Genomic DNA, 17605 nt, shown 5'->3' with positions numbered 1-17605 from the left:
TTGCGCTACGTACAATTTCAGCGAGCCAGCGCGAAAACATCAATTCGCTGCTTTCCCAGTCTGATTCCGGCCTGGCTTCCCATCGTGGTGGGAAAGCCCTCGATTTTTGTCCGACGATCTATGCGCGACAGGCTCCTAGCGTTGTTTCCTCCCATTCGCCCGCCATAACCCAGCCCCCTCAAGTTGGCTTGGATGGCCTGCTCCAGCTTCGCGGACTCAGCAAACTGAGCCTCCAACTCCGCCACCAGCCGCGGCATCTTCACCTCGAAGGGCTCACCGTCATCTTCCACTTCCTCCGCTCCCACATACCGCCCCGGCGTGAGCACGTGGCCATGCGCCGCAATCTCGGCGGTGGTGGCGGATTTGCAGAACCCCGGCACATCGTCGTAGCTACCCGCGCCGTTGGCGCCCCGCCAGCGGTGATAGGTGCCGCTGATCTTCTCCAGGTCATCCTCCAGCAGCTCCCGATGCACCCGATCGATCAGGGTGCCGAGCTTGCGCGCATCGATGAACAGCGTGTGCCCACGCCGATCGCGGAAGCCCCGTTGGGCGTCGGCAGCTTTGCTTTTCGCCAGGAACCAGAGGCACAACGGGATCTGGGTGCTGTAGAAGAGCTGGCCGGGCAGGGCAACCATGCAGTCCACCAGATCGGCCTCGATCAGGGCGCGGCGGATCTCGCCTTCGCCGCTCTGGTTGGAGCTCATGCTGCCGTTGGCGAGCACGAAGCCGGCCATGCCCTGCGGCGCCAGGTGGTGGATGAAGTGCTGCACCCAGGCGAAGTTGGCGTTGCCCTTGGGCGGCACGCCGAACTGCCAGCGCACGTCGTCGTCCTTGCGGAACCAGTCGGAGTCGTTGAACGGCGGGTTGGCGAGCACGTAGTCGGCGCGCAGCTCCGGATGGAGATCGCGCCGGAAGCTGTCGGCGTGCTCGGGGCCGAAGTCGGCCTCGATGCCGCGCAAGGCCAGGTTCATCACCGCCAGGCGGCGCGTGGTGGCATTGCTCTCCTGGCCGTAAATGGAAATGTCGCCCAGCTTGCCGCCGTGGCTTTCCACGAACTTCTCGCTCTGCACGAACATGCCGCCGGAGCCGCAGCAGGGGTCGTAGATGCGGCCCTTGTAGGGCTCCAGCATCTCCACCAGGCAGCGCACCACACAGCTCGGCGTGTAGAACTGGCCGCCGTTCTTGCCCTCAGCCGACGCAAAGCGGGTGAGGAAGTATTCGTACACCCGGCCCAGCAGATCCACCGAGCGGTGGCTCTTCGCAGACAAGCCCTCGCCCTCGCTGGCGGCGGTGAGTTCGATCGTGGCGATCACATCGATCAGCTCCCCCAGGCGCTGCTTGTCGAGTCCGGGACGCGCGTAGTCCTTCGGCAGCACGCCCTTGAGGCGCGGGTTGTCGCGCTCGATCGCCACCATGGCGTCGTCCACCAGCTTGCCGATCGTGGCTTCTCTGGCATGGGCCTGGAGGTGGCTCCAGCGGGCCTCGGCCGGAACCCAGAACACGTTCTCGGCCTTGTATTCGTCGGGGTCTTCCGGGTTGGCTCCGGCGTATTCGCCCTCGCCTGCCAGCAGCTTGGCGCGGTGCTCTTCGAAGCTGTCTGAGATGTACTTGAGGAAGATCAGGCCGAGCACCACGTGCTTGTACTCGGCCGCGTCCATGTTGTTGCGCAGCTTGTCGGCCGTGAGCCAGAGCTTGGCCTCGAAGCCCAGGTTGGCGGTGCCGTTGCCGGCGGTTTTTCCTTTGCGGGGGGTGCGGGCTGGCGCGGGCTGTGGTGCTTGTGGCTCGGCTCCCACCAGCGACACGCTGTCGCTTCGGCCTCTGCCCCGCACCACGATCCCCTTGGCCACCAGTGCTGTCTTCACTTCCTCGTAGAGCGGGGCATCCCAGCCGAGCGCTTCCGTCAGGGCGGCATTTTTGGCGGGGCTGCCGGCCGTTTCCAGGGCTTCGAGGAAATCGTTGAGCTGATCCGGGTCGGGCACTGGTGGATCAGGTCTGGCGTCGCTTGGGGGAGTCTGCCTGGGGTGGGGCGGTTTTGGTGGGTGATGGGGATCTGAACCCCCCTCAGCCCCGCCGCACCACCACCACGCCGCGGCTGCGACCCGAGGTGCTGTCGGTGGTGCGGATCGCCTGCCAGAGATCCGCGAGGGGCACCCACACCGACGGGTAGCGGTAGCGGGCCACATCCAGGATCAGCACCCGATCGGTGGCGGCGTTGTAGGCGGCCAGCGGGGAGATGTGGCCGCCGCCGGCCTGGCCCAGGGCCTTGCGGTCGTAGTTCACCAGCAGGCGGTCGTCCGCGCGGGCGATGTTGCTGCGCACCAGCAGGCGGAACTGGGCCAGGCTCAGCTGATCGCCATGGATGGCCCGGGCCTGCAGCCCATGGCTGGCCAGCAGCCCCCTCAGTTCCTGCAGGGTCATGCCCTGGCGGGCCACCACCTCGGGGCTCAGCACCGCCCGGGTGGCGGCGGCCTCGAACACGTTGTCCTGCGTCCAGAAGCGGTAGCTGCCGTAGCCCGCCGCCGCCGGGGCCGGCACCGCCAGGCTGTTGAGCACCATCACCATGCTGGCCACGCCGCAGTAGGCCAGGTTGGCCTGGGTGAGGAACTGCTCCGCCAGGGGGCCGTAGTCGGCGCGATCGGCGCTCTGCAGCAGCAGCGTCTGGCCCTGGGGTTCAGGCAGGGGGATCGTGGCCGACGGAGGTTGTGCCACCGGTTGGGCCAGGGCCCGGGGCAGCAGCGGCGGCAGGGCCAGCAGCGCCAGGCCCAGAACGGCCGGCAGGGCACGGCAGGGGCGGGAGGCAGGCGGGGTCAGGGCGATCCCTCTGGGGTTCGCGCCAGTGTGGCGCCGCGGATCGAGCAGGCGACGTCCCAGATCCAGGATTCGAGGGATTTGTCTTTGGCGGTGCCGTTGCTGGCGGCTTTTGGCTTGCGCCCCGTTAGCGACGATGGATCGCGGGGTACGGAACCAAGCGCCGCCTGTTCAGGGTTGCCATGCAGGATCTCCGCCTCATTCATTGTTGTGAGGCCTGCCCTCCCCGGAGCCAGGCGATCCGCCCAGGCCAGCATTCCCCCCTGCTGCCCGCCCCGCCGCGCCAGGCTGGGGGAAACGTTTGCTGCCGGGGACGGCTCCACGCCGATGTGCTTCTCCAGCAGCGCCAGCTTTGTGGTGGCGGCCGCTCTGTTGCCCCTGGGAGTGGCCTCCGTGCGCTACTGCCGGCACCACCAGCGCAGCGATCTGCTGCCCCTGGCCCTCTCGCCCTTGTTCTTCTCCACGCAACAGGCTCTCGAAGGTGTGGTCTGGCTTGGCCTGGCGCCCGGCGGCCCCGGCGATCTCGTGCACCCCGCCGCGCTCGCCTATCTGTTCTTCGCCTATGCCTTCTGGCTGGCCTGGTTTCCCTGGTGCGTGTTGCATCTGAACCGACAGGCACCGCCTGGTCTGCGGCGACGCCTCCTGCAGATCCTTCTGGTACTGGGCCTGCTGCTGGGTGCAGGGCTCTGGTTGCCACTGCTGCTGGATGGTTCTGTGCTCCAGCCTTCCATGGTGCACGGATCGCTCAACTACACCACCACCTTGCTGGCCAATGGCTGGATCAACCTGGGCTTCGGCAGCACGGTGTATGGGCTGCTGATCACCGCACCGATCCTGCTCAGCGGCTCGGAGCGGCTGCGCTGGTTCGGTGGCTGCATTCTCGGAATCTTTCTGATCACCCATCTGGCCTACGGCTACGCCTTCACCTCGGTGTGGTGCTTCTTCAGCGCGCTGCTGTCAGGCTCGCTCTACTGGATCCTCAGGGATCCAAAGCCCGTGGCGCTGCAGGGCCACGCTTAGCAACACGTCATCTCCAGGATGGGTCCTGAATCTCCGACGCATCCCATGGCCAGGCTTGAGGTCATGCCGCCGTCGCGGCCCCCTTCGCTTGCCGAGGCGTCATGCTCTTCGCCCTGAACTTCGTCCACCCCGTGCTGATGTGGGTGCTGCTCGGTTTGATGCTCTATTCCGGCTATCTGGGCTTCAAGGCCAGCCAGATCCGCAAGGTGAGCGCAGAAGAGCGCAAGCAGATGGTTCCCCTGCGCTACGGCCCGCGTCATGCCCAACTCGGTGCGGTGATTCTGGGCCTCACCCTGCTGGGTGCCGCAGGTGGAATGGGCGCCACCTTCCTCAAGAACGGCAAATTGATCATCGGCCCCCACCTGTTCGTTGGTCTGGGCGTTGCCGTGCTGGTGATCGCCACGGCATCCCTGGGTCCATCCCTGCTGAAGGGCAAGGACTGGGCACGGAGCCTGCACATCACGCTCAATGGCCTGGTGCTGGTGCTGTTCGGCTGGCAGGCGATCAGTGGGATCACGATCGTTCAGAAGTTGCTGAGCTCCGTTGCAGCACCAACCGCCACTGGCACCTGATCCGAGGCCTGCCATGGCAGCAAGGCCAGCCGGCCGTCCTTCGTGACAAACAACGACCCCGAAGACAAGGCCTTCGACTTCAAGGTGAGTGACCTGCGGGGGATGTATGCGGTGGGCCTTCCGGACCTGCAGGGATTGGATCGCGTCAAATGATTTCCGCCTGGCTTCGTTGCCTGGAAAGAGGTCCCATCCACTCAGACCTGATCACTCTCAGGCCTGATCACTGCTGCCCTGCACGGATCCCATGGCGTGGAGCTCCATCACCTGCTCAGGCCTGAGGTTGAAATCCAGGGCACCGTTGCTGGTGGGGACCGCCAGATGGAGAGGCAGCGCTTCACTGGGCCGTGGCATCAAGGCATTCAGATCGAACTGGGCCGATCCGCTTGGAACCGTTGAGCCGTCGTTGGGGACCATCTCTTCGCTGCGATTGGGCAAGCTCCACTCCTGACCCATCGAATCGCTCAGCACGAGTTCAGCCTTGTGATCCAGGATTGTTTTGGCATCCAGGGCGCTGAAGCGGATGCGCATGCCGGAGGGGTACTCCGGGAAGGGCTGCTCAAAGACCTGGGCCGTGAGGCGATGGCCCGCCCGATCACTGAGCGACCAGTTGTTGTCCGCCGCCAGAGCTGGGGCAGCTCCCACCATGAACGCCAGCAGCAGCGGCAGAACACCCAGCAACCAGCGCGTCAGACGCGCTCGAACGCGGATCCTGGAAGTCATGACATTACAGACATAATGACTTATCAATTCTAGTGCAGCCATCGCGACTGGGCCGCCATGACCGAACTGGCAGGTAACCGAACAGCGCAGAGGACTTGCCCGCTTCCCCTCTATGCGGCTACTGTCATAGAAGTGAGCACCACACCGCCATGGCCGTCGCCACTGCCCCCTCCATCTCCCTGGTCGCCGCGGCCGGAGGTGGATCCCTGCTGTTCCGCCAGCTGTTCGATGCCGACACCGGCACCTTCACCTATCTGCTGGCGGATGTGCCCAGCCGCCAGGGGGTTCTGATCGATTCGGTCTACGAGCAGCACGCCCGTGATCTCTCCCTGATCAGCGAACTGGGCATCGATCTCGTCGCCTCGATCGATACCCACGCCCACGCCGACCACGTCACCGGCAGCTGGCTGATGCATGACGCCACCGGTTGCGCCATCGCCCTGTCCGCCGCGGCTCGTGCCGACAACGTCACTCTGCCGCTGGCCCATGGCGACCGAGTGACCTTCGGAGGGCGTTCCGTCGAGATCCGCAGCACCCCCGGCCATACCAATGGCTGCATCACCGTGGTGCTCGACGACCACTCCATGGCGTTCACCGGCGATGCCCTGTTGGTGCGCGGCTGCGGCCGATGCGATTTCCAGCAGGGCAACGCTCACACGCTCTGGAACTCGATCAAGGAACAGATCTTCACCCTGCCGGAGAGTTGCCTGCTCTATCCCGGCCACGATTACAACGGCCGCAACGTCAGCTCGGTCGTGGAGGAGAAGGCCTTCAACGCACGGCTGGGCGGCGACGCCACCGAGCGGGATTTCGTGGTCCACATGGAGAACATGAAACTCCCCCATCCCCACAAGATCGCCGAGGCGCTGCCGGGCAACATGCGCTCCGGCAAGCCCCGCGAGGCCAGCCCCAAGGCCACCTGGGCACCCCTGGCCCGCAGCTATGCCGGGCTGCCCGAACTTACCCCCACCTGGGTGGTCGCCCACCAGAGCGATCTCACCCTGCTCGATGTGCGCTCCTCCGAGGAATTCAACGGCCCCGATGGTCGGGTGGCCGGCAGCCTGCTGATCCCCCTGCCGGATCTCGAAGCCCAGGCGGACACCATCCCCACCGATCGACCGGTGGTGGTGGTCTGCCATTCGGGCAGCCGCTCCGCCCTGGCCACCCAGCAACTGCTCAAGGTCGGCCGCTGGCAGGTCGCCAACCTGCGCGGCGGCCTCAGTCGCTGGGCGGCTGAGGGCTACCCCCTGGAAGGCGTCAAGCCTGAGGGCTGATCAAGCGCCAGCTGCAACGGTCACTCACTCAACAAGCATGTCCGCTTCCACAAGCATTTCGTCGACCAAGACCATCACCACTCCCAAGACACCAAGCACCCGAAAAGCCACCACCACGATGACCACCACCAAGGCCATGCCCACCCACAGCCCCATCACAGCCCATGAGCTGGCCGACCAGCTGGCCGCCCGGGATGTCACGGTGATCGACGTGCGTGAACCGATGGAATACGTCGGCGGCCATATCGCCGGCAGCCTCAACATTCCCCTGTCCCGCATCACGGAGGCCGACCTGCCCCAGGGGCCGATCGTGCTGGTCTGTCAGAGCGGCAACCGCAGTGCCAAGGCATTGGCCCTGCTGCAGCAGCTGGGCCGGCGCCACCCTCTGACCGATCTGCAGGGCGGAGTGCCCGCCTGGCAGCAAGCCGGGTTCCCGTTGCGCAAGCTGAAGGGAGCGCCCCTGCCCCTGATGCGCCAGGTGCAGATCGCCGCGGGCTCGCTGGTGCTGCTGGGGGTGATTCTGAGCCAGACAGTGGCGCCGGGCTGGATCTGGCTGAGTGGCTTCGTGGGTGCCGGCCTCACCTTCGCGGGCATCAGCGGCTTCTGTGGCATGGCCCGCCTCCTGGCCGTGATGCCCTGGAACCGGGTCTCGATGTGATGGCGGCCACGATCCATGCGGCAACCGAGTTCACTGTCGCCATGGTGCTGATGCTGTTGGCAGGCGGTGCCCTGATCGGGTTCCTGCTGGCGGTGCTCGGAGCCGGCGGCTCGATCCTGCTGCTGCCCTTGCTGGTGAGTGGTGCGGCCCTGCCCACCAAGGCCGCCGTTCCGCTCTCCCTGCTGGTGGTCACCCTGCTGGCCCTCGGCAACGTCGGTCCCTACATCCGCCGCGGTCAGGTAGCGATCAGGCCCGGCCTGCTGCTGGGGGTTCCGGCCCTGGCCGGCAGCTGGATCGGCGGCTCCATGGTCAAGGCCGGGTGGATCGCCGAGGTGGTGCAGCTGGGGATCTTCGCGGCAGCGGCCCTGGTGGCCTCCTGGTTGCTCACCCGCCGCAGTGCCCTCCAGGCGGCGGCCAACCGCGGCACACCAACCGGATGTCCACTGGCCCTGGCGGCGCAGGGAGTGCTGGTGGGCCTGCTCACCGGCATTGCCGGGGTGGGCGGCGGCTTCGCCATTGTTCCCGCCCTGGTGCTGCTGGCCGGGTTGCCGATGGCGCTGGCCAGCGGCACCAGCCTGATCCTGATCGCCACCAACTCGCTGGTGGCCCTGGCGGCCCTGGGGCACTGGCCCGGCCCCGAGCTGCCCTTGATGCTGCCCCTGATCGGCGGTGGTGCGCTCGGGGCCGTGGCTGGGCAACGGCTGGCCCCCCACCTGCCAGATCGAATCCTGCGCCAGGGCTTCTCCGCCCTGTTGATCGGCTCGGCCCTGCTCACCGGCTTCGAGGCCTGGCGCCGCCAGCCGCAGCCCACCCCGACCATCCCCGGCCCCACCCCGTCTGCCCTGCCTGCCCAGCGATGACCCCACAACGCACCTTCCAGTTCCGGCTGCGCAGCAGCCATGCCGCCCCCGATCGCGCCACCGAAGGGCTGGAGGTGGAGTTCCTCACAGACTCCGGCCGATGGGATCCGCAACAGCTCAGCCTCACGATGCCGGGCTTCCGGATCTATCTGATCGCGCTGCTGCTCTGCCAGCACGTCTATCTGGTGGCCAACGCCCGGGAGAAGGCGATTCCACTGCAGCAGGTGGAGGCCGATTTCCTTGTGACCACCAGCAGCGACTGGATCATCGACAGCGTCGACGGTGACTTCCGCATCCGCCTCGATGCCAACGCCAGTGCGCAGGAGCGCAACCTCGCCGATGCCGACGCGATCGCCTACATGCAGGAGCGCATGAAGCTCTGCCCGATCTCCCGCAACCTGCCGGAGAGTGTGCGCAAACGCATCGACCTCACAGCCCTGAGCTGAACTCAGGCAGGCTGAACTCAGGCAGATTGATCCAGCGCCTGCGAGCCCTTGGAGCCACCCGACACCCTGAGCGGCAATGCCGCAGCAAGCAGCGTCGATGTGGCCCAACTGCGCCGCGACTATCGCCGCGAGGGTCTGCGCCGCGCTGATCTCGATGCCGATCCCGTCGCCCAGTTCCGGCTGTGGTTCCAGCAGGCCACCACAGCGGAACTGCTGGAGCCCAACGCCATGGTGCTCTCCACCACCGATGGCCACCGCCCCAGCTCACGCACCGTGCTGCTCAAGGCGTTCGATGCGTGCGGCTTCGTGTTCTTCACCAACTACCAGAGCCGCAAGGCCAGCGAGATCGCCAGCGATCCCCACGTGAGCCTGCTGTTCCCCTGGTATGGGCTGGAGCGCCAGGTGGCGATCCTGGGCCAGGCCGAGCGGATCTCGGCGGCGGAATCCCTGGCTTACTTCACATCCAGGCCCTTCGGCAGCCGCCTCGGGGCCTGGGTGTCGCAGCAGAGCACGGTGATCAGCTCCCGCCAGATCCTGGAGATGACCTGGGACCAGATGAAGCGGCGCTTCGCCGATGGGGAGGTGCCCCTGCCCTCCGCCTGGGGCGGCATTCGGGTAGTGCCGAACGAGTTCGAGTTCTGGCAGGGTCGCCAGAACCGCCTACACGATCGCTTCCGCTATCGGCCCCAGCCCGAGGGCGGCTGGGCGATCGAACGCCTGGCTCCCTGATCCTCTCGCCGTGTTGGGTCCCACGACAGGGGCGGCGGGCTTGCGCAGGCTCTCGATCCCCATCCAGATCACGCTCAGTCCGATCATCAGAAACGAGAGCGCCCCCACCCCCGCCAGGATCCGCAGCCCCAGCGGCATGCCTGGCGAGGGCGGCAGATCGTCGTCGTCAGGGAGGCCCGGCCTGCCGGATCGGGCCGGTGGGCGCGGAAGATTCTGGGGTCGCGCCGGTCGATGCGGCTGGCTCACGGACGGCCTGATTGGCTGGGAAGCCCATTGTGGAGCGCGATTCGCACCGGCTTTCGTCCAGGCTGGGTAGCGATTGTGCCGCAGTGGCTCCGTGTTCTTCCACATTCGCCACGAACTCCAATACGCCTACTCCAGGCCGGTGTTCCTGGAACCGATGACCCTGCGACTCACCCCGCGCCAGGACTGCACCCAGACCGTCCTGAGCCACCGCCTGCAGGTGCGTGATCCAGCCGATGGCGCAGCGGCGGTGCTCGAACCCGGCGGCGGCGACGGGCTGGTGCTCTGGTTCCACAAGGAACGTCAGACCCTGCATCTTCAGGTGGAGATGCAGGTGGAAACCCACCGCGACAATCCGTTCGACTGGATCGTGACCGAGCCTGCCGCCCGGCATCTGCCTCTCACCTACACACCTGCTCTGAGCGCGGCCCTGGCACCGGCCCTGGGCGGGCCGCAGCATCCGCAGGTCAGCGCCTGGGCCGCCGAACTGGCCGCATCGGTGCAGGGCTCCACCACAGACTTTCTGATGGCCCTGGCCGATCAGATCCACCACGGCTTCCACCATGTGGGCCGGCCCGATGGGGCGGCGCTGCAGCCGGAGCAGACCCTGCAGGAGCGCACCGGGGCCTGCCGCGACACGGCGGTGCTCTACGTGGCCGCCTGCCGCAGCCTCGGCCTAGCCGCCCGCTTCGTGAGCGGCTACTCGATGCACCATCCACCCGAGGTGAGCGAACACGAGTTGCACGCCTGGGCGGAGGTGTATGTGCCCGGCGGTGGCTGGCGCGCCTACGACCCCAGCCTCGGGCTGGCCGTGGCCGATGGCCACGTGGTGCTGGCCGCGGCGGCGGATCCGGAGCTGGCGGCGGCGGTATCGGGCACGTACCGGGGCACCGGCGTGACCTCCTCGATGGAGTATCGGGTCGACCTGCGCGCCGCCGAGACCCAGGAAGCCCTCGGCTCAGACCTGGAGGCCAGCTTATCGGCTGATCTGCTGACTGGCTGATCAGTGAAACAGCTGATCAGTGAAACGGCCATGAAAAAACCGCCCCGTTGCCGGGGCGGTCAGCTGTGGTTTGAGAGCCGTTGCTGTTCTGCAGACTCGGAGATCGGGCAAGCAGGTCAGCAACAGGTCGATCAACAATCAGGCAGATTCAGACATGATCTGCCCGGTTGTGATCACCAGCGGTTGCCACCGCCGCCGCCGCCGCCACCGCCGCCACCGCCGTAGCCGCCGCCACCGCCGCTGGGACGGGGCTCGGCTTTGTTGACACGGATGGCACGACCCATCCACTCCACGTTCTGGAGATCATCGATGGCCTTGGCCTCATCGGCCTCATTGGCCATCTCGACGAAGGCGAAACCGCGCTTGCGGCCGGTTTCACGATCGAGAGGAACGCTGCACTTGCGCACCTGTCCGTATTCGGCGAACAGCTGCTGGAGATCTTCCACTTCGGCATCGAAGGAAAGATTCCCGACGTAAATAGACATGAACTCGTTGAACTATGAACCGACCCGAAAACAACCCTCAAGAAAGTTATGGGCTCGCTTAAGAGAAATCTTTAGATCGCCTTTTACCCTACAGCACCAGGGACAGCCCCCGGATCGTCCTGCCCGAAACTGTCCTGTGCAAACACGTCCTGCGCGAAGACCGTGCAGCTGGCCAGCTCGCGGTACTGGGCCTCGGCCATCGAGTCCAGAGCAAAACTTGTCCAGGTGGCGCAGGCTTCTGGCACTGCCGCCACCACAGGCCAGTCAATCCGGCGGCGGCCGTAGGTGAGACCCACGCAGGTGAGGGAGCGGTCGTCCGCCATCAACGACCAGAGCACGTGCAGGTCTGGGCGCTGGTACGGGATCGGCTGGGCCTGCAAGGGCTGCTCGGCCAGCACTCCCGGCTGAAGCTCGAGCCGGCGCTGGTTCTCCCAGCTGAGGTAGGCGCCGTCCTCGGTGGGATAAAACCAGCAGGTCTCGTTCTCGGCTTCGCGCAGGGGGAAGGCATCGAGACGCTCGACGCTGCTGATCGTCAAGCGGCAGGCGGGATGGCCGTCGCCGGCCACTGGCTCGCTGCCGCTGATCGCGTAGACGCCGATCCAGAGGCTGCGGGGGTCGAAATGGGGCACCACGGCATCGCAGAGCCTGGAGCGGCGGCCGTCGAACGGCTCGATCGGGTCGGAACCGACCACGTCAGCCTTACCGGAATCCACCAGAGCCTGCAGCGATCCGGGCCAGTCATCCGGCAGACGGAACAGGCGCAGGGCCACCCCACTGCCCACACCGCGGCGCTGGGCCTCCACCAGGGAGGGCCAGTCAGCGCCATCACCGGGCAGCAGAGCCTCGGGGGCCACAACAAAGACGAGCAGATGAGCCATGGCCCTCGCCGAGGCAGAAGAAACTCCGGAGATAGCAAAGCCCGGCTGGCGCATGCCAACCGGGCTGGAGCTCACGGCCGCATAGGCCGCTGATCCAGAACTCAGCCGAGGCCGATCTGGGTGAGGATGCCCTGGCCGGTGAGCAGCTCGGTGGCAAGGCCGATCACGAAGCCCAGCATGGCCAGACGGCCATTCCAGGTCTCAGCGAAGGCAACGAAACCGAAGCGGGAATCGGAGGTGGTCATCGGGTTGTAACGATGTGTTGCCGAAACTGTAACAGGCTGTGAAGGGTTATGGGCGCTTCTCGGCGCAGGGAAGCGGGTGATAGCCGCTGCCGCCCTCCTGCCAGCCCAGGTAAGCCGTGCCCCGCAGGGCCTCCTGCAGCGGTTCCGCCGGGGGCGTGCTCGGGTTGGTGGGATAGCTGCTGCCGTTGTGGGCAAGCAGGGCGTAGTAGCCATGGCCTGCATTGATCCGCACCCGGCTGATCAGCTCCTTCCAGCCACTCCGGACCCGGTCGGTCACGATCAGGGGGTCCTTGAACAGGGTCATGCGGCTGATCGGCTCCAGAGTGCCGTGCTGGCTCTGGAAGATCAGCAAGGGGCAACCACCGGTGCCGCAGACCATCGGGCCGATCACCGTGGCCACCACCTCCTCGCTGCCGTCCCCGTTGAGGTCGACCCGGTTGTAGGCGTAGCGCAGGTTGCCGGCGTTGAGACAGGCCTGTGCGCGGATGTGGCGGCGGGCCTGCTTCCACTCCTGCGTGCCGTGATCGGGACCATGGCCATCGGCATCCACCGCCGAGGCGGGAAACAGGGCATGGAGCAGGGCCTTCTCCACCGCCGGATCCGGCGTGGCCAGGGGCGGCACGGAGCGCAGCACCTGCGGCTCGGCGGCAGACCTTGCTTGCGGTGGATCACCAGGCTCGTCGCCAGTCCCCTCCGCCGCTGCCGTCAGGGGTTGCAGCATCAGGCCGGCAGCCACCGCCAGCAGGATCGCCAAGCCAGCAGCCCTGGGTGCTCGGCGCAGCGGCAGGTGGGTCCAGGGGGCAGGGGAGACGCGGCTACGGATCGCAGAGAGAGAGATCACGGAGGCACAAAGCGACGGATTCACAAATCACCAGACCGGATTGTTGCTAAAGGTCTGGGGTCAGCGGGGCAGGTTTCCGACAGCCTCGGTTCAGCTGCACTGGGTTCAGAAAGCCACGGTTCAGCCGCCCTGGCCCGGAGAATCGGTGGACGACAGCACGGTGAGGGGCACCACCAGCTCCATCAGCTCCAGGGGAGCCTGCGGATCGGGCGGCACCATCACGAGCATGGTGTGGGCATTGGGGCGGGTGTCCGGCTGTTCTTCCAGGATCTCCACGGCCAGCAGGGTCTGGCGAAACAGGCGGCCCTTCGCCTCCAGCAACTGCACGAAGATGTCGGGCGTCCAGCGGGCGCCGGGGCCGCGGCAGGGATAGGCCTCCAGCAGATCGAGGATCTCGAGTTCCTCCAGCATCGGCGTGGTCTGTTCGTCCCACACCAGCAGGGCCGCACTATCGAGGGCATTGGTCTGCAGCAGATCTGACTCAGCCGACAGCAGGGTTTCGAGCGACACCTCGGTGTCATCCCGTTCAATCGTCTGCAACAGGGCTTCCAGCACCACCTGGGTGGAGTCATCGATCTGATCGCCATGGCAGGCGAGCAGATTGGTGATCGCCTGCTCGATCTCCTCGGACGGCAGCACCATCAGCAGGGCCTTGCTGATCGCCTCAAGCACGTCGACGGCCTCGACGCCTGCGGCTGCATCAGAATCATCTGTGTCGTCGGTGTCGTCGTCGCTCTCGTAGCCCTCGGTGTCGTCGTCGGCGTCATCGCCTTCGGTATCGACGCCGCCAAAGGCCAGCTCGGGATCGGCCAGAAAGCGATCGATCGCGGTGAGCACCAGGGCCTGTTCCGGGGATAGGGCGCTCATCGGTGGAGGCTGCGCGGTCACCGCAGCATGGCCAGGCCGGTCGCCGCGTGCCTGGACTTACTCCACCTTCACCACATCCACCGGTCCTTCACCGAGGCGATTGAGTTCCTCCGCAGCGCGGATCGCCGCCTCATGGGTATGGAAGCGGTGGGCTTCGGCGGCCGTGGCCACATCGCTGAGGTGTTGATCCTCCCCCTGCACCGCCAGGAACATGCCGCGGCCGAGGTGCTTGATCACGTAGTGCTCGGCCTGGGTGCAGTCCATCGGGTGGGCTGGATCGATCTCAGGCGCCCAGAAGTGCATCGCAGGGGCTGGTGGGAGCCGCCACCGTAGATCTGGCAGTGCGGCGGTGGGCAGGTCTGTGCTGGGACAAGCCTCTGATAGGGCAGGGTCCGCGCGAGCCCCAGCCGTCCAGACTGCCTCGATGGCCATCGTCGACGTCCGCGGGCTCAGCAAGACCTTCCGGGTGGCCGACAAGCAACCCGGTCTTGGCGGCACCCTGCGCCACTTCGTCCAGCGGCGCCATCGCCTCGTGCCGGCGGTGCAGGACATCAACATCTCGATCGAAGCCGGCGAGATCGTTGGCTTCCTCGGGCCGAATGGCGCCGGCAAGACCACCACCTTGAAGATGCTCACCGGCCTGATTCACCCCAGCGCCGGCAGCGTGCGGGTGGCCGGCCATGAACCCTTCCGCCGGCAGGCGGACTTCCTGCGCCAGATCACACTGGTGATGGGTCAGAAACAGCAGCTGATCTGGGATCTGCCACCGCTCGATTCGCTGCGCGTCCATGCGGCCGTCTACGGCATCGACACGGCCGAGAGCAAGCGCCGCATCACCGAGCTGGCCGACATGCTGGAGCTGGATGAGGAACTGACCCGTCCGGTTCGCAAACTCTCCTTGGGGCAGCGCATGAAGGCCGAACTGATGGCGGCGTTGCTGCATCAGCCGGCGGTGCTGTTTCTCGATGAACCCACCCTGGGCCTGGACGTGAATGCCCAGGTGCGGGTGCGGTCCTTTCTGGCCGACTACAACCGCCGCACCGGCGCCACGGTGCTGCTCACCAGCCACTACATGGGCGACATCACGGCCCTATGTGAGCGGGTGCTGCTGATTCATCAGGGGCGCCTCTTCTACGACGGCAGCCTGGAGGGGCTCACCGACCGGTTGGCACCCTGTCGCCAGGTGCGTCTGGAGTTGCGCCATGCCCTGCCGGCCCAGATGTTCGAGAGCTACGGCAGCCTGGAAAGCCAGAACGGCAACGAGGTGCGGCTGCTGATCGAACGGGATCAACTGACGCGGCAGGTGGGTCGTCTTCTGGCCGATTTCGATGTCTGCGACCTGGAAGTGAACGATCCACCGGTGGAGGAGATCATCGGCCAGCTGTTCCGCCAGAGGGACGCCACATGAACACGAAGCTGCGACGCGGTTTGCGCTTGGTGCGGGTACTGCTCAGCAGCCAATACGCCTACATGCTCGAATACCGCGCCGAGATTGCGCTCTGGGCGCTCTCGGGTGTGTTGCCCTTCATCATGCTCGGCCTCTGGAGTGGGGCCAGCGGTGCCGACGCCAGCAACGCCACGGCTGAACTCACACCGCTGGGATTGGATCCGATCGCCCTGGCGCGGTACTTTCTGGCCGTCTTCATTGTGCGCCAGTTCACGCTGGTGTGGGTGATCTACACCTTCGAGGAAGACCATCTCCAGGGCCGTCTTTCAGGCTACCTGCTGCAACCGCTGGCACCGGTCTGGCGCTATGTGAGCGCCCACATCGCCGAGCAGGCCACACGGCTGCCCTTCGTGATCGCCCTGGCCGCTCTGTTCTTCCTGCTCTATCCCGCCGCCTTCTGGCTGCCGTCTCCAGCCGCCCTTCTGCTGGCGGTCCTGGCCATGCAGCTCGCCTTCGCCCTGCGCTTCCTGATCCAGTTCGCCCTCACCACGGTCTGCTTCTGGAGCGAACGGGCCAGCGCCCTGGAACGGCTGCTGTTCATTCCCTATCTCTATCTCTCCGGCCTGATCGCCCCGTTGCACCTGTACCCCGAACCGGTGCGCCGGCTGGCCCTCTGGACCCCGTTCCCCTACATGATTGCGATACCGGCCCAGCTGCTGGCCGGCGAGGAGGTGGATGTCGTCGCCAGCTTCGCCGTGGTGGGCTGCTGGATTGCCATTCTGCTGCCGCTCACCCTGTTCCTCTGGAGGCGGGGATTGCGGAAGTACGGAGCGATGGGCGCGTGATGCTCGGCGACGCGATGTTCGGCAGCAAGATGTTCAGGAGAACAGTGGTGCGCTACTGGCGCAGCCTTCGCAGCTTCTGGGGAGCGGCCCTGGCGGCCGAGATGGAGTACCAGATCAACCTGCTGATCGAACTGCTGGCCACGGGCGGCAATCTGGCCGGCAGTCTGTTCGTGTTATCGCTGTTCTACCGCTCCGGCCATGGGCTGGGGGGCTGGAGCTGGGAGGCGGCCTTGGTGGTGCTGGGCATGTACACAGTGCTGGATGGCATCGCCAGCACCCTGCTGCAACCCAACCTCAGCACGATCGTGGGTCATGTCCAGAATGGCAGCCTCGATTATGTGCTGCTCAAGCCAATCGACAGCCAGTTCTGGCTGTCGTTGCGCACGTTTTCTCCCTGGGGGCTCCCCGGGATCGTGCTGGGATTGGTCCTGGTGGTGGTGGGGGCGATCCTTGCCGGCGCCACGCCGAGCCTGCAGGATGTGCTGCTCACGGGGCTGATGCTGATCTGCGGCTGCCTGATTCTGTACAGCCTCTGGTTCATCCTGGCGGCCACCAGCATCTGGTTCGTGAAGGTGTGGAACGCCACGGAGGTGCTGCGCAGTTTTCTGGCGGCCGGCCGCTATCCTATCAGCGCCTATCCAATTGGCCTGCGGTTGTTCTTCACCGTGGTGTTACCCGTCGCTTTCCTCACCACGGTGCCAGCTGAAGCCCTGCTGGGTCGCGCCAGCTTCAGCTGGCTTGCAGCATCCGGACTGGTCGCCATTCTGAGCTTGCTGGCTAGCCGCTGGTTCTGGACATTTGCACTACGTTTCTATACGTCTGCCTCTAGCTGATCAGGCTCAGCATGCAACAATGGAAGCTTCTACAGTCGACAATTCAACAAAAGGAGCGTGACAGAATTGCACCGCGAAGGGATGGGGCGAAAGGTGAAGGATCTCCAGGAAGGCGCACCTTCCGACCTCGTCATGCAGCCATGGCTGGCGACATGATCTGCATTCACACCTCGCGCATTATCACCAGACATTTTCCATCACATTCATCGCCTGCAGATAGGCCGGCACGTGATCCTGGTCCAGCTGGTCATCCGAAGAAGGTGTCGTCCAGGGCAGCCTTCCGGGCATTGTCCGCGATCACGGCGGTGGCGAGCAGATCGAGGGCCTCGGGATGATCGAGGCTCTGCAGGGCCTCAGGGTACTTGCGGCTGTGGGTCGGCCGCACCGATTCCTGGCAGTAGCTCGACATCTCCCGGCTTTCGGTCGTCACTGACAAAGCGAGGTCCGTAGTGCTTGGCTTACCGAGAAGGCGATGTACTTGGTGCTCAGCTTGCCATAGACCGCCATGCAGAGCAGATTCACCATCGAGGCGTCGTGCACCAGGATGCCGGTGTTCTCACGGTGATAGGCGTGGTCGAAGCCGGCAAAGATGAAGGAGATATTCTTAGCCACCTTGATGTATTGCGCTTCAATGTTGTGTATCCCTGAAGACACCTGAATAGTGGGGGAGATCTTGTCCATCATCCGTGCCCCCATCAGGGCCGTCAGCGCATTGGGGTGACAGAAGTTGGCAGTGAAGCTGTCGGTCGGGTTGCGGAGAGCACCGTGCCGATGGAAGCCGGAAAAGAAAGCCAGGTTCGGAAATCTCTCGCACAACACATAGGATTGATTGCGTATGTGATCGTGACTGAAGGAGCCAGCCAGGCAGGTGCTCAGCAGCACCAGGTCGCA

Annotated in this window: 23 protein-coding genes and 1 pseudogene; 12 read left to right on the top strand and 12 right to left on the bottom strand. The window is 65.6% G+C overall.

Annotated features, from left to right (window positions below; translation table 11 throughout):
• Window positions 1-17: 17 nt before the first annotated feature.
• From KQ310_RS12985 to KQ310_RS12975, 3 genes are all read right to left on the bottom strand, one after another.
• Entirely contained in the window at window positions 18-1979 is a 1962-nt protein-coding gene (locus KQ310_RS12985; protein ID WP_259722147.1) for a class I SAM-dependent DNA methyltransferase, read from the bottom strand.
• 82 nt (window positions 1980-2061) lie between these two features.
• Complete coding sequence (locus KQ310_RS12980; protein WP_259722146.1) at window positions 2062-2709, bottom strand: phytochelatin synthase family protein; 648 nt, start codon at window positions 2707-2709, stop codon at window positions 2062-2064.
• A gap of 98 nt (window positions 2710-2807) precedes the next feature.
• A complete protein-coding gene (locus KQ310_RS12975) occupies window positions 2808-3014 on the bottom strand; it encodes a hypothetical protein (protein WP_259722145.1) in 207 nt (68 codons plus the stop codon).
• Window positions 3015-3018: 4 nt separating this feature from the next.
• On the opposite strand from KQ310_RS12975, the gene KQ310_RS12970 reads away from it, so the two are divergent.
• From KQ310_RS12970 to KQ310_RS12960, 3 genes and pseudogenes are all read left to right on the top strand, one after another.
• Window positions 3019-3828 (top strand): DUF6629 family protein, encoded by an 810-nt coding sequence (locus KQ310_RS12970; protein WP_259722144.1) that lies wholly within the window; start codon window positions 3019-3021, stop codon window positions 3826-3828.
• A gap of 101 nt (window positions 3829-3929) precedes the next feature.
• On the top strand, window positions 3930-4400 hold the full coding sequence (locus KQ310_RS12965) for a DUF4079 domain-containing protein (protein WP_259722143.1): 471 nt from the start codon (window positions 3930-3932) through the stop codon (window positions 4398-4400).
• Window positions 4401-4418: 18 nt separating this feature from the next.
• Window positions 4419-4553: pseudogene (locus tag KQ310_RS12960) on the top strand (hypothetical protein); the annotation flags it as partial.
• A 57-nt stretch (window positions 4554-4610) separates the two neighbouring features.
• Here the strand turns inward: KQ310_RS12960 and KQ310_RS12955 are convergent.
• Entirely contained in the window at window positions 4611-5120 is a 510-nt protein-coding gene (locus KQ310_RS12955; protein WP_259722142.1) for a DUF3122 domain-containing protein, read from the bottom strand.
• Between the two features lie 149 nt (window positions 5121-5269).
• Here KQ310_RS12955 and KQ310_RS12950 point away from each other — a divergent pair, with 149 nt between their 5' ends.
• The 6 genes from KQ310_RS12950 (at window position 5270) to KQ310_RS12925 (ending at window position 10333) form a co-directional block, all read left to right on the top strand.
• Complete coding sequence (locus KQ310_RS12950) at window positions 5270-6394, top strand: rhodanese-like domain-containing protein (RefSeq protein WP_259722141.1); 1125 nt, start codon at window positions 5270-5272, stop codon at window positions 6392-6394.
• 118 nt (window positions 6395-6512) lie between these two features.
• Window positions 6513-7052: a rhodanese-like domain-containing protein gene (locus tag KQ310_RS12945; RefSeq protein ID WP_399238324.1), complete on the top strand. Its 540-nt coding sequence runs from the start codon at window positions 6513-6515 to the stop codon at window positions 7050-7052.
• Window positions 7052-7912: a sulfite exporter TauE/SafE family protein gene (locus KQ310_RS12940; protein WP_259722140.1), complete on the top strand. Its 861-nt coding sequence runs from the start codon at window positions 7052-7054 to the stop codon at window positions 7910-7912. Before KQ310_RS12945 ends, KQ310_RS12940 begins: the two co-directional genes overlap by 1 nt.
• Window positions 7909-8358: a hypothetical protein gene (locus KQ310_RS12935; RefSeq protein ID WP_259722139.1), complete on the top strand. Its 450-nt coding sequence runs from the start codon at window positions 7909-7911 to the stop codon at window positions 8356-8358. The genes KQ310_RS12940 and KQ310_RS12935 overlap by 4 nt, the downstream gene beginning before the upstream one ends.
• A gap of 99 nt (window positions 8359-8457) precedes the next feature.
• Entirely contained in the window at window positions 8458-9087 is a 630-nt protein-coding gene (gene pdxH / locus KQ310_RS12930; protein WP_399238322.1) for a pyridoxamine 5'-phosphate oxidase, read from the top strand.
• Between the two features lie 337 nt (window positions 9088-9424).
• Entirely contained in the window at window positions 9425-10333 is a 909-nt protein-coding gene (locus KQ310_RS12925) for a transglutaminase family protein (protein ID WP_259722138.1), read from the top strand.
• A 173-nt stretch (window positions 10334-10506) separates the two neighbouring features.
• Here the strand turns inward: KQ310_RS12925 and KQ310_RS12920 are convergent, their stop codons facing one another.
• The 6 genes from KQ310_RS12920 to KQ310_RS12895 form a co-directional block, all read right to left on the bottom strand.
• On the bottom strand, window positions 10507-10818 hold the full coding sequence (locus KQ310_RS12920; RefSeq protein WP_259722137.1) for an RNA-binding protein: 312 nt from the start codon (window positions 10816-10818) through the stop codon (window positions 10507-10509).
• A gap of 83 nt (window positions 10819-10901) precedes the next feature.
• Window positions 10902-11696 carry a hypothetical protein gene (locus KQ310_RS12915; protein WP_259722136.1) on the bottom strand — a complete coding sequence of 265 codons (795 nt, stop codon included), beginning with the start codon at window positions 11694-11696 and terminating at the stop codon, window positions 10902-10904.
• A gap of 101 nt (window positions 11697-11797) precedes the next feature.
• Window positions 11798-11941: a chlorophyll a/b-binding protein gene (locus tag KQ310_RS12910; protein ID WP_259722135.1), complete on the bottom strand. Its 144-nt coding sequence runs from the start codon at window positions 11939-11941 to the stop codon at window positions 11798-11800.
• A gap of 46 nt (window positions 11942-11987) precedes the next feature.
• Window positions 11988-12782, bottom strand: a complete 795-nt coding sequence (locus tag KQ310_RS12905) for a hypothetical protein (RefSeq protein ID WP_259722134.1) — start codon at window positions 12780-12782, stop codon at window positions 11988-11990.
• A 120-nt stretch (window positions 12783-12902) separates the two neighbouring features.
• Complete coding sequence (locus KQ310_RS12900; protein ID WP_259722133.1) at window positions 12903-13649, bottom strand: hypothetical protein; 747 nt, start codon at window positions 13647-13649, stop codon at window positions 12903-12905.
• Between the two features lie 57 nt (window positions 13650-13706).
• On the bottom strand, window positions 13707-13952 hold the full coding sequence (locus KQ310_RS12895) for a hypothetical protein (protein WP_259722132.1): 246 nt from the start codon (window positions 13950-13952) through the stop codon (window positions 13707-13709).
• Window positions 13953-14073: 121 nt separating this feature from the next.
• Here KQ310_RS12895 and KQ310_RS12890 point away from each other — a divergent pair, with 121 nt between their 5' ends.
• Genes KQ310_RS12890 through KQ310_RS12880 form a run of 3 tightly spaced genes read left to right on the top strand, consistent with a single transcriptional unit; the run spans window position 14074 to window position 16714 of the window.
• Window positions 14074-15057 carry an ATP-binding cassette domain-containing protein gene (locus KQ310_RS12890; protein ID WP_259722131.1) on the top strand — a complete coding sequence of 328 codons (984 nt, stop codon included), beginning with the start codon at window positions 14074-14076 and terminating at the stop codon, window positions 15055-15057.
• The gene (locus KQ310_RS12885; protein ID WP_399238313.1) at window positions 15054-15881 is read left to right on the top strand and encodes an ABC transporter permease; all 828 of its coding nucleotides are present in this window, start codon (window positions 15054-15056) and stop codon (window positions 15879-15881) included. Before KQ310_RS12890 ends, KQ310_RS12885 begins: the two co-directional genes overlap by 4 nt.
• Before the next feature lie 44 nt (window positions 15882-15925).
• Window positions 15926-16714 (top strand): ABC transporter permease, encoded by a 789-nt coding sequence (locus KQ310_RS12880; protein WP_259722149.1) that lies wholly within the window; start codon window positions 15926-15928, stop codon window positions 16712-16714.
• A gap of 247 nt (window positions 16715-16961) precedes the next feature.
• On the opposite strand, the gene KQ310_RS16050 is transcribed toward KQ310_RS12880, so the two are convergent.
• Together KQ310_RS16050 and KQ310_RS16045 are read right to left on the bottom strand one after the other, a co-directional pair.
• A complete protein-coding gene (locus tag KQ310_RS16050; RefSeq protein ID WP_399238311.1) occupies window positions 16962-17123 on the bottom strand; it encodes a hypothetical protein in 162 nt (53 codons plus the stop codon).
• Between the two features lie 17 nt (window positions 17124-17140).
• Window positions 17141-17596 carry a hypothetical protein gene (locus KQ310_RS16045; protein WP_399238309.1) on the bottom strand — a complete coding sequence of 152 codons (456 nt, stop codon included), beginning with the start codon at window positions 17594-17596 and terminating at the stop codon, window positions 17141-17143.
• Between the last annotated feature and the right edge of the window lie 9 nt (window positions 17597-17605).

The organism is Synechococcus sp. CS-1328 (genome assembly GCF_025128095.1).
Classification (GTDB): domain Bacteria; phylum Cyanobacteriota; class Cyanobacteriia; order PCC-6307; family Cyanobiaceae; genus CBW1002.
Note: the sequence above shows the minus strand (reverse complement) of the source record. Positions and strands in the feature narration are given on the sequence as shown.

Excerpts from the sequence above, each read along its gene's own strand:
- KQ310_RS12975 (WP_259722145.1), bottom strand. The coding sequence starts at position 3,014 with ATGAATGAGGCGGAGATCCTGCATGGCAACCCTGAACAGGCGGCGCTT.
- KQ310_RS12965 (WP_259722143.1), top strand. The coding sequence starts at position 3,930 with ATGCTCTTCGCCCTGAACTTCGTCCACCCCGTGCTGATGTGGGTGCTG.
- KQ310_RS12955 (WP_259722142.1), bottom strand. The coding sequence starts at position 5,120 with ATGACTTCCAGGATCCGCGTTCGAGCGCGTCTGACGCGCTGGTTGCTG.
- KQ310_RS12950 (WP_259722141.1), top strand. The coding sequence starts at position 5,270 with ATGGCCGTCGCCACTGCCCCCTCCATCTCCCTGGTCGCCGCGGCCGGA.
- KQ310_RS12945 (WP_399238324.1), top strand. The coding sequence starts at position 6,513 with ATGACCACCACCAAGGCCATGCCCACCCACAGCCCCATCACAGCCCAT.
- KQ310_RS12940 (WP_259722140.1), top strand. The coding sequence starts at position 7,052 with ATGGCGGCCACGATCCATGCGGCAACCGAGTTCACTGTCGCCATGGTG.
- KQ310_RS12935 (WP_259722139.1), top strand. The coding sequence starts at position 7,909 with ATGACCCCACAACGCACCTTCCAGTTCCGGCTGCGCAGCAGCCATGCC.
- KQ310_RS12920 (WP_259722137.1), bottom strand. The coding sequence starts at position 10,818 with ATGTCTATTTACGTCGGGAATCTTTCCTTCGATGCCGAAGTGGAAGAT.
- KQ310_RS12915 (WP_259722136.1), bottom strand. The coding sequence starts at position 11,696 with ATGGCTCATCTGCTCGTCTTTGTTGTGGCCCCCGAGGCTCTGCTGCCC.
- KQ310_RS12910 (WP_259722135.1), bottom strand. The coding sequence starts at position 11,941 with ATGACCACCTCCGATTCCCGCTTCGGTTTCGTTGCCTTCGCTGAGACC.
- KQ310_RS12900 (WP_259722133.1), bottom strand. The coding sequence starts at position 13,649 with ATGAGCGCCCTATCCCCGGAACAGGCCCTGGTGCTCACCGCGATCGAT.
- KQ310_RS12895 (WP_259722132.1), bottom strand. The coding sequence starts at position 13,952 with ATGCACTTCTGGGCGCCTGAGATCGATCCAGCCCACCCGATGGACTGC.
- KQ310_RS12890 (WP_259722131.1), top strand. The coding sequence starts at position 14,074 with ATGGCCATCGTCGACGTCCGCGGGCTCAGCAAGACCTTCCGGGTGGCC.
- KQ310_RS12885 (WP_399238313.1), top strand. The coding sequence starts at position 15,054 with ATGAACACGAAGCTGCGACGCGGTTTGCGCTTGGTGCGGGTACTGCTC.
- KQ310_RS16050 (WP_399238311.1), bottom strand. The coding sequence starts at position 17,123 with ATGTCGAGCTACTGCCAGGAATCGGTGCGGCCGACCCACAGCCGCAAG.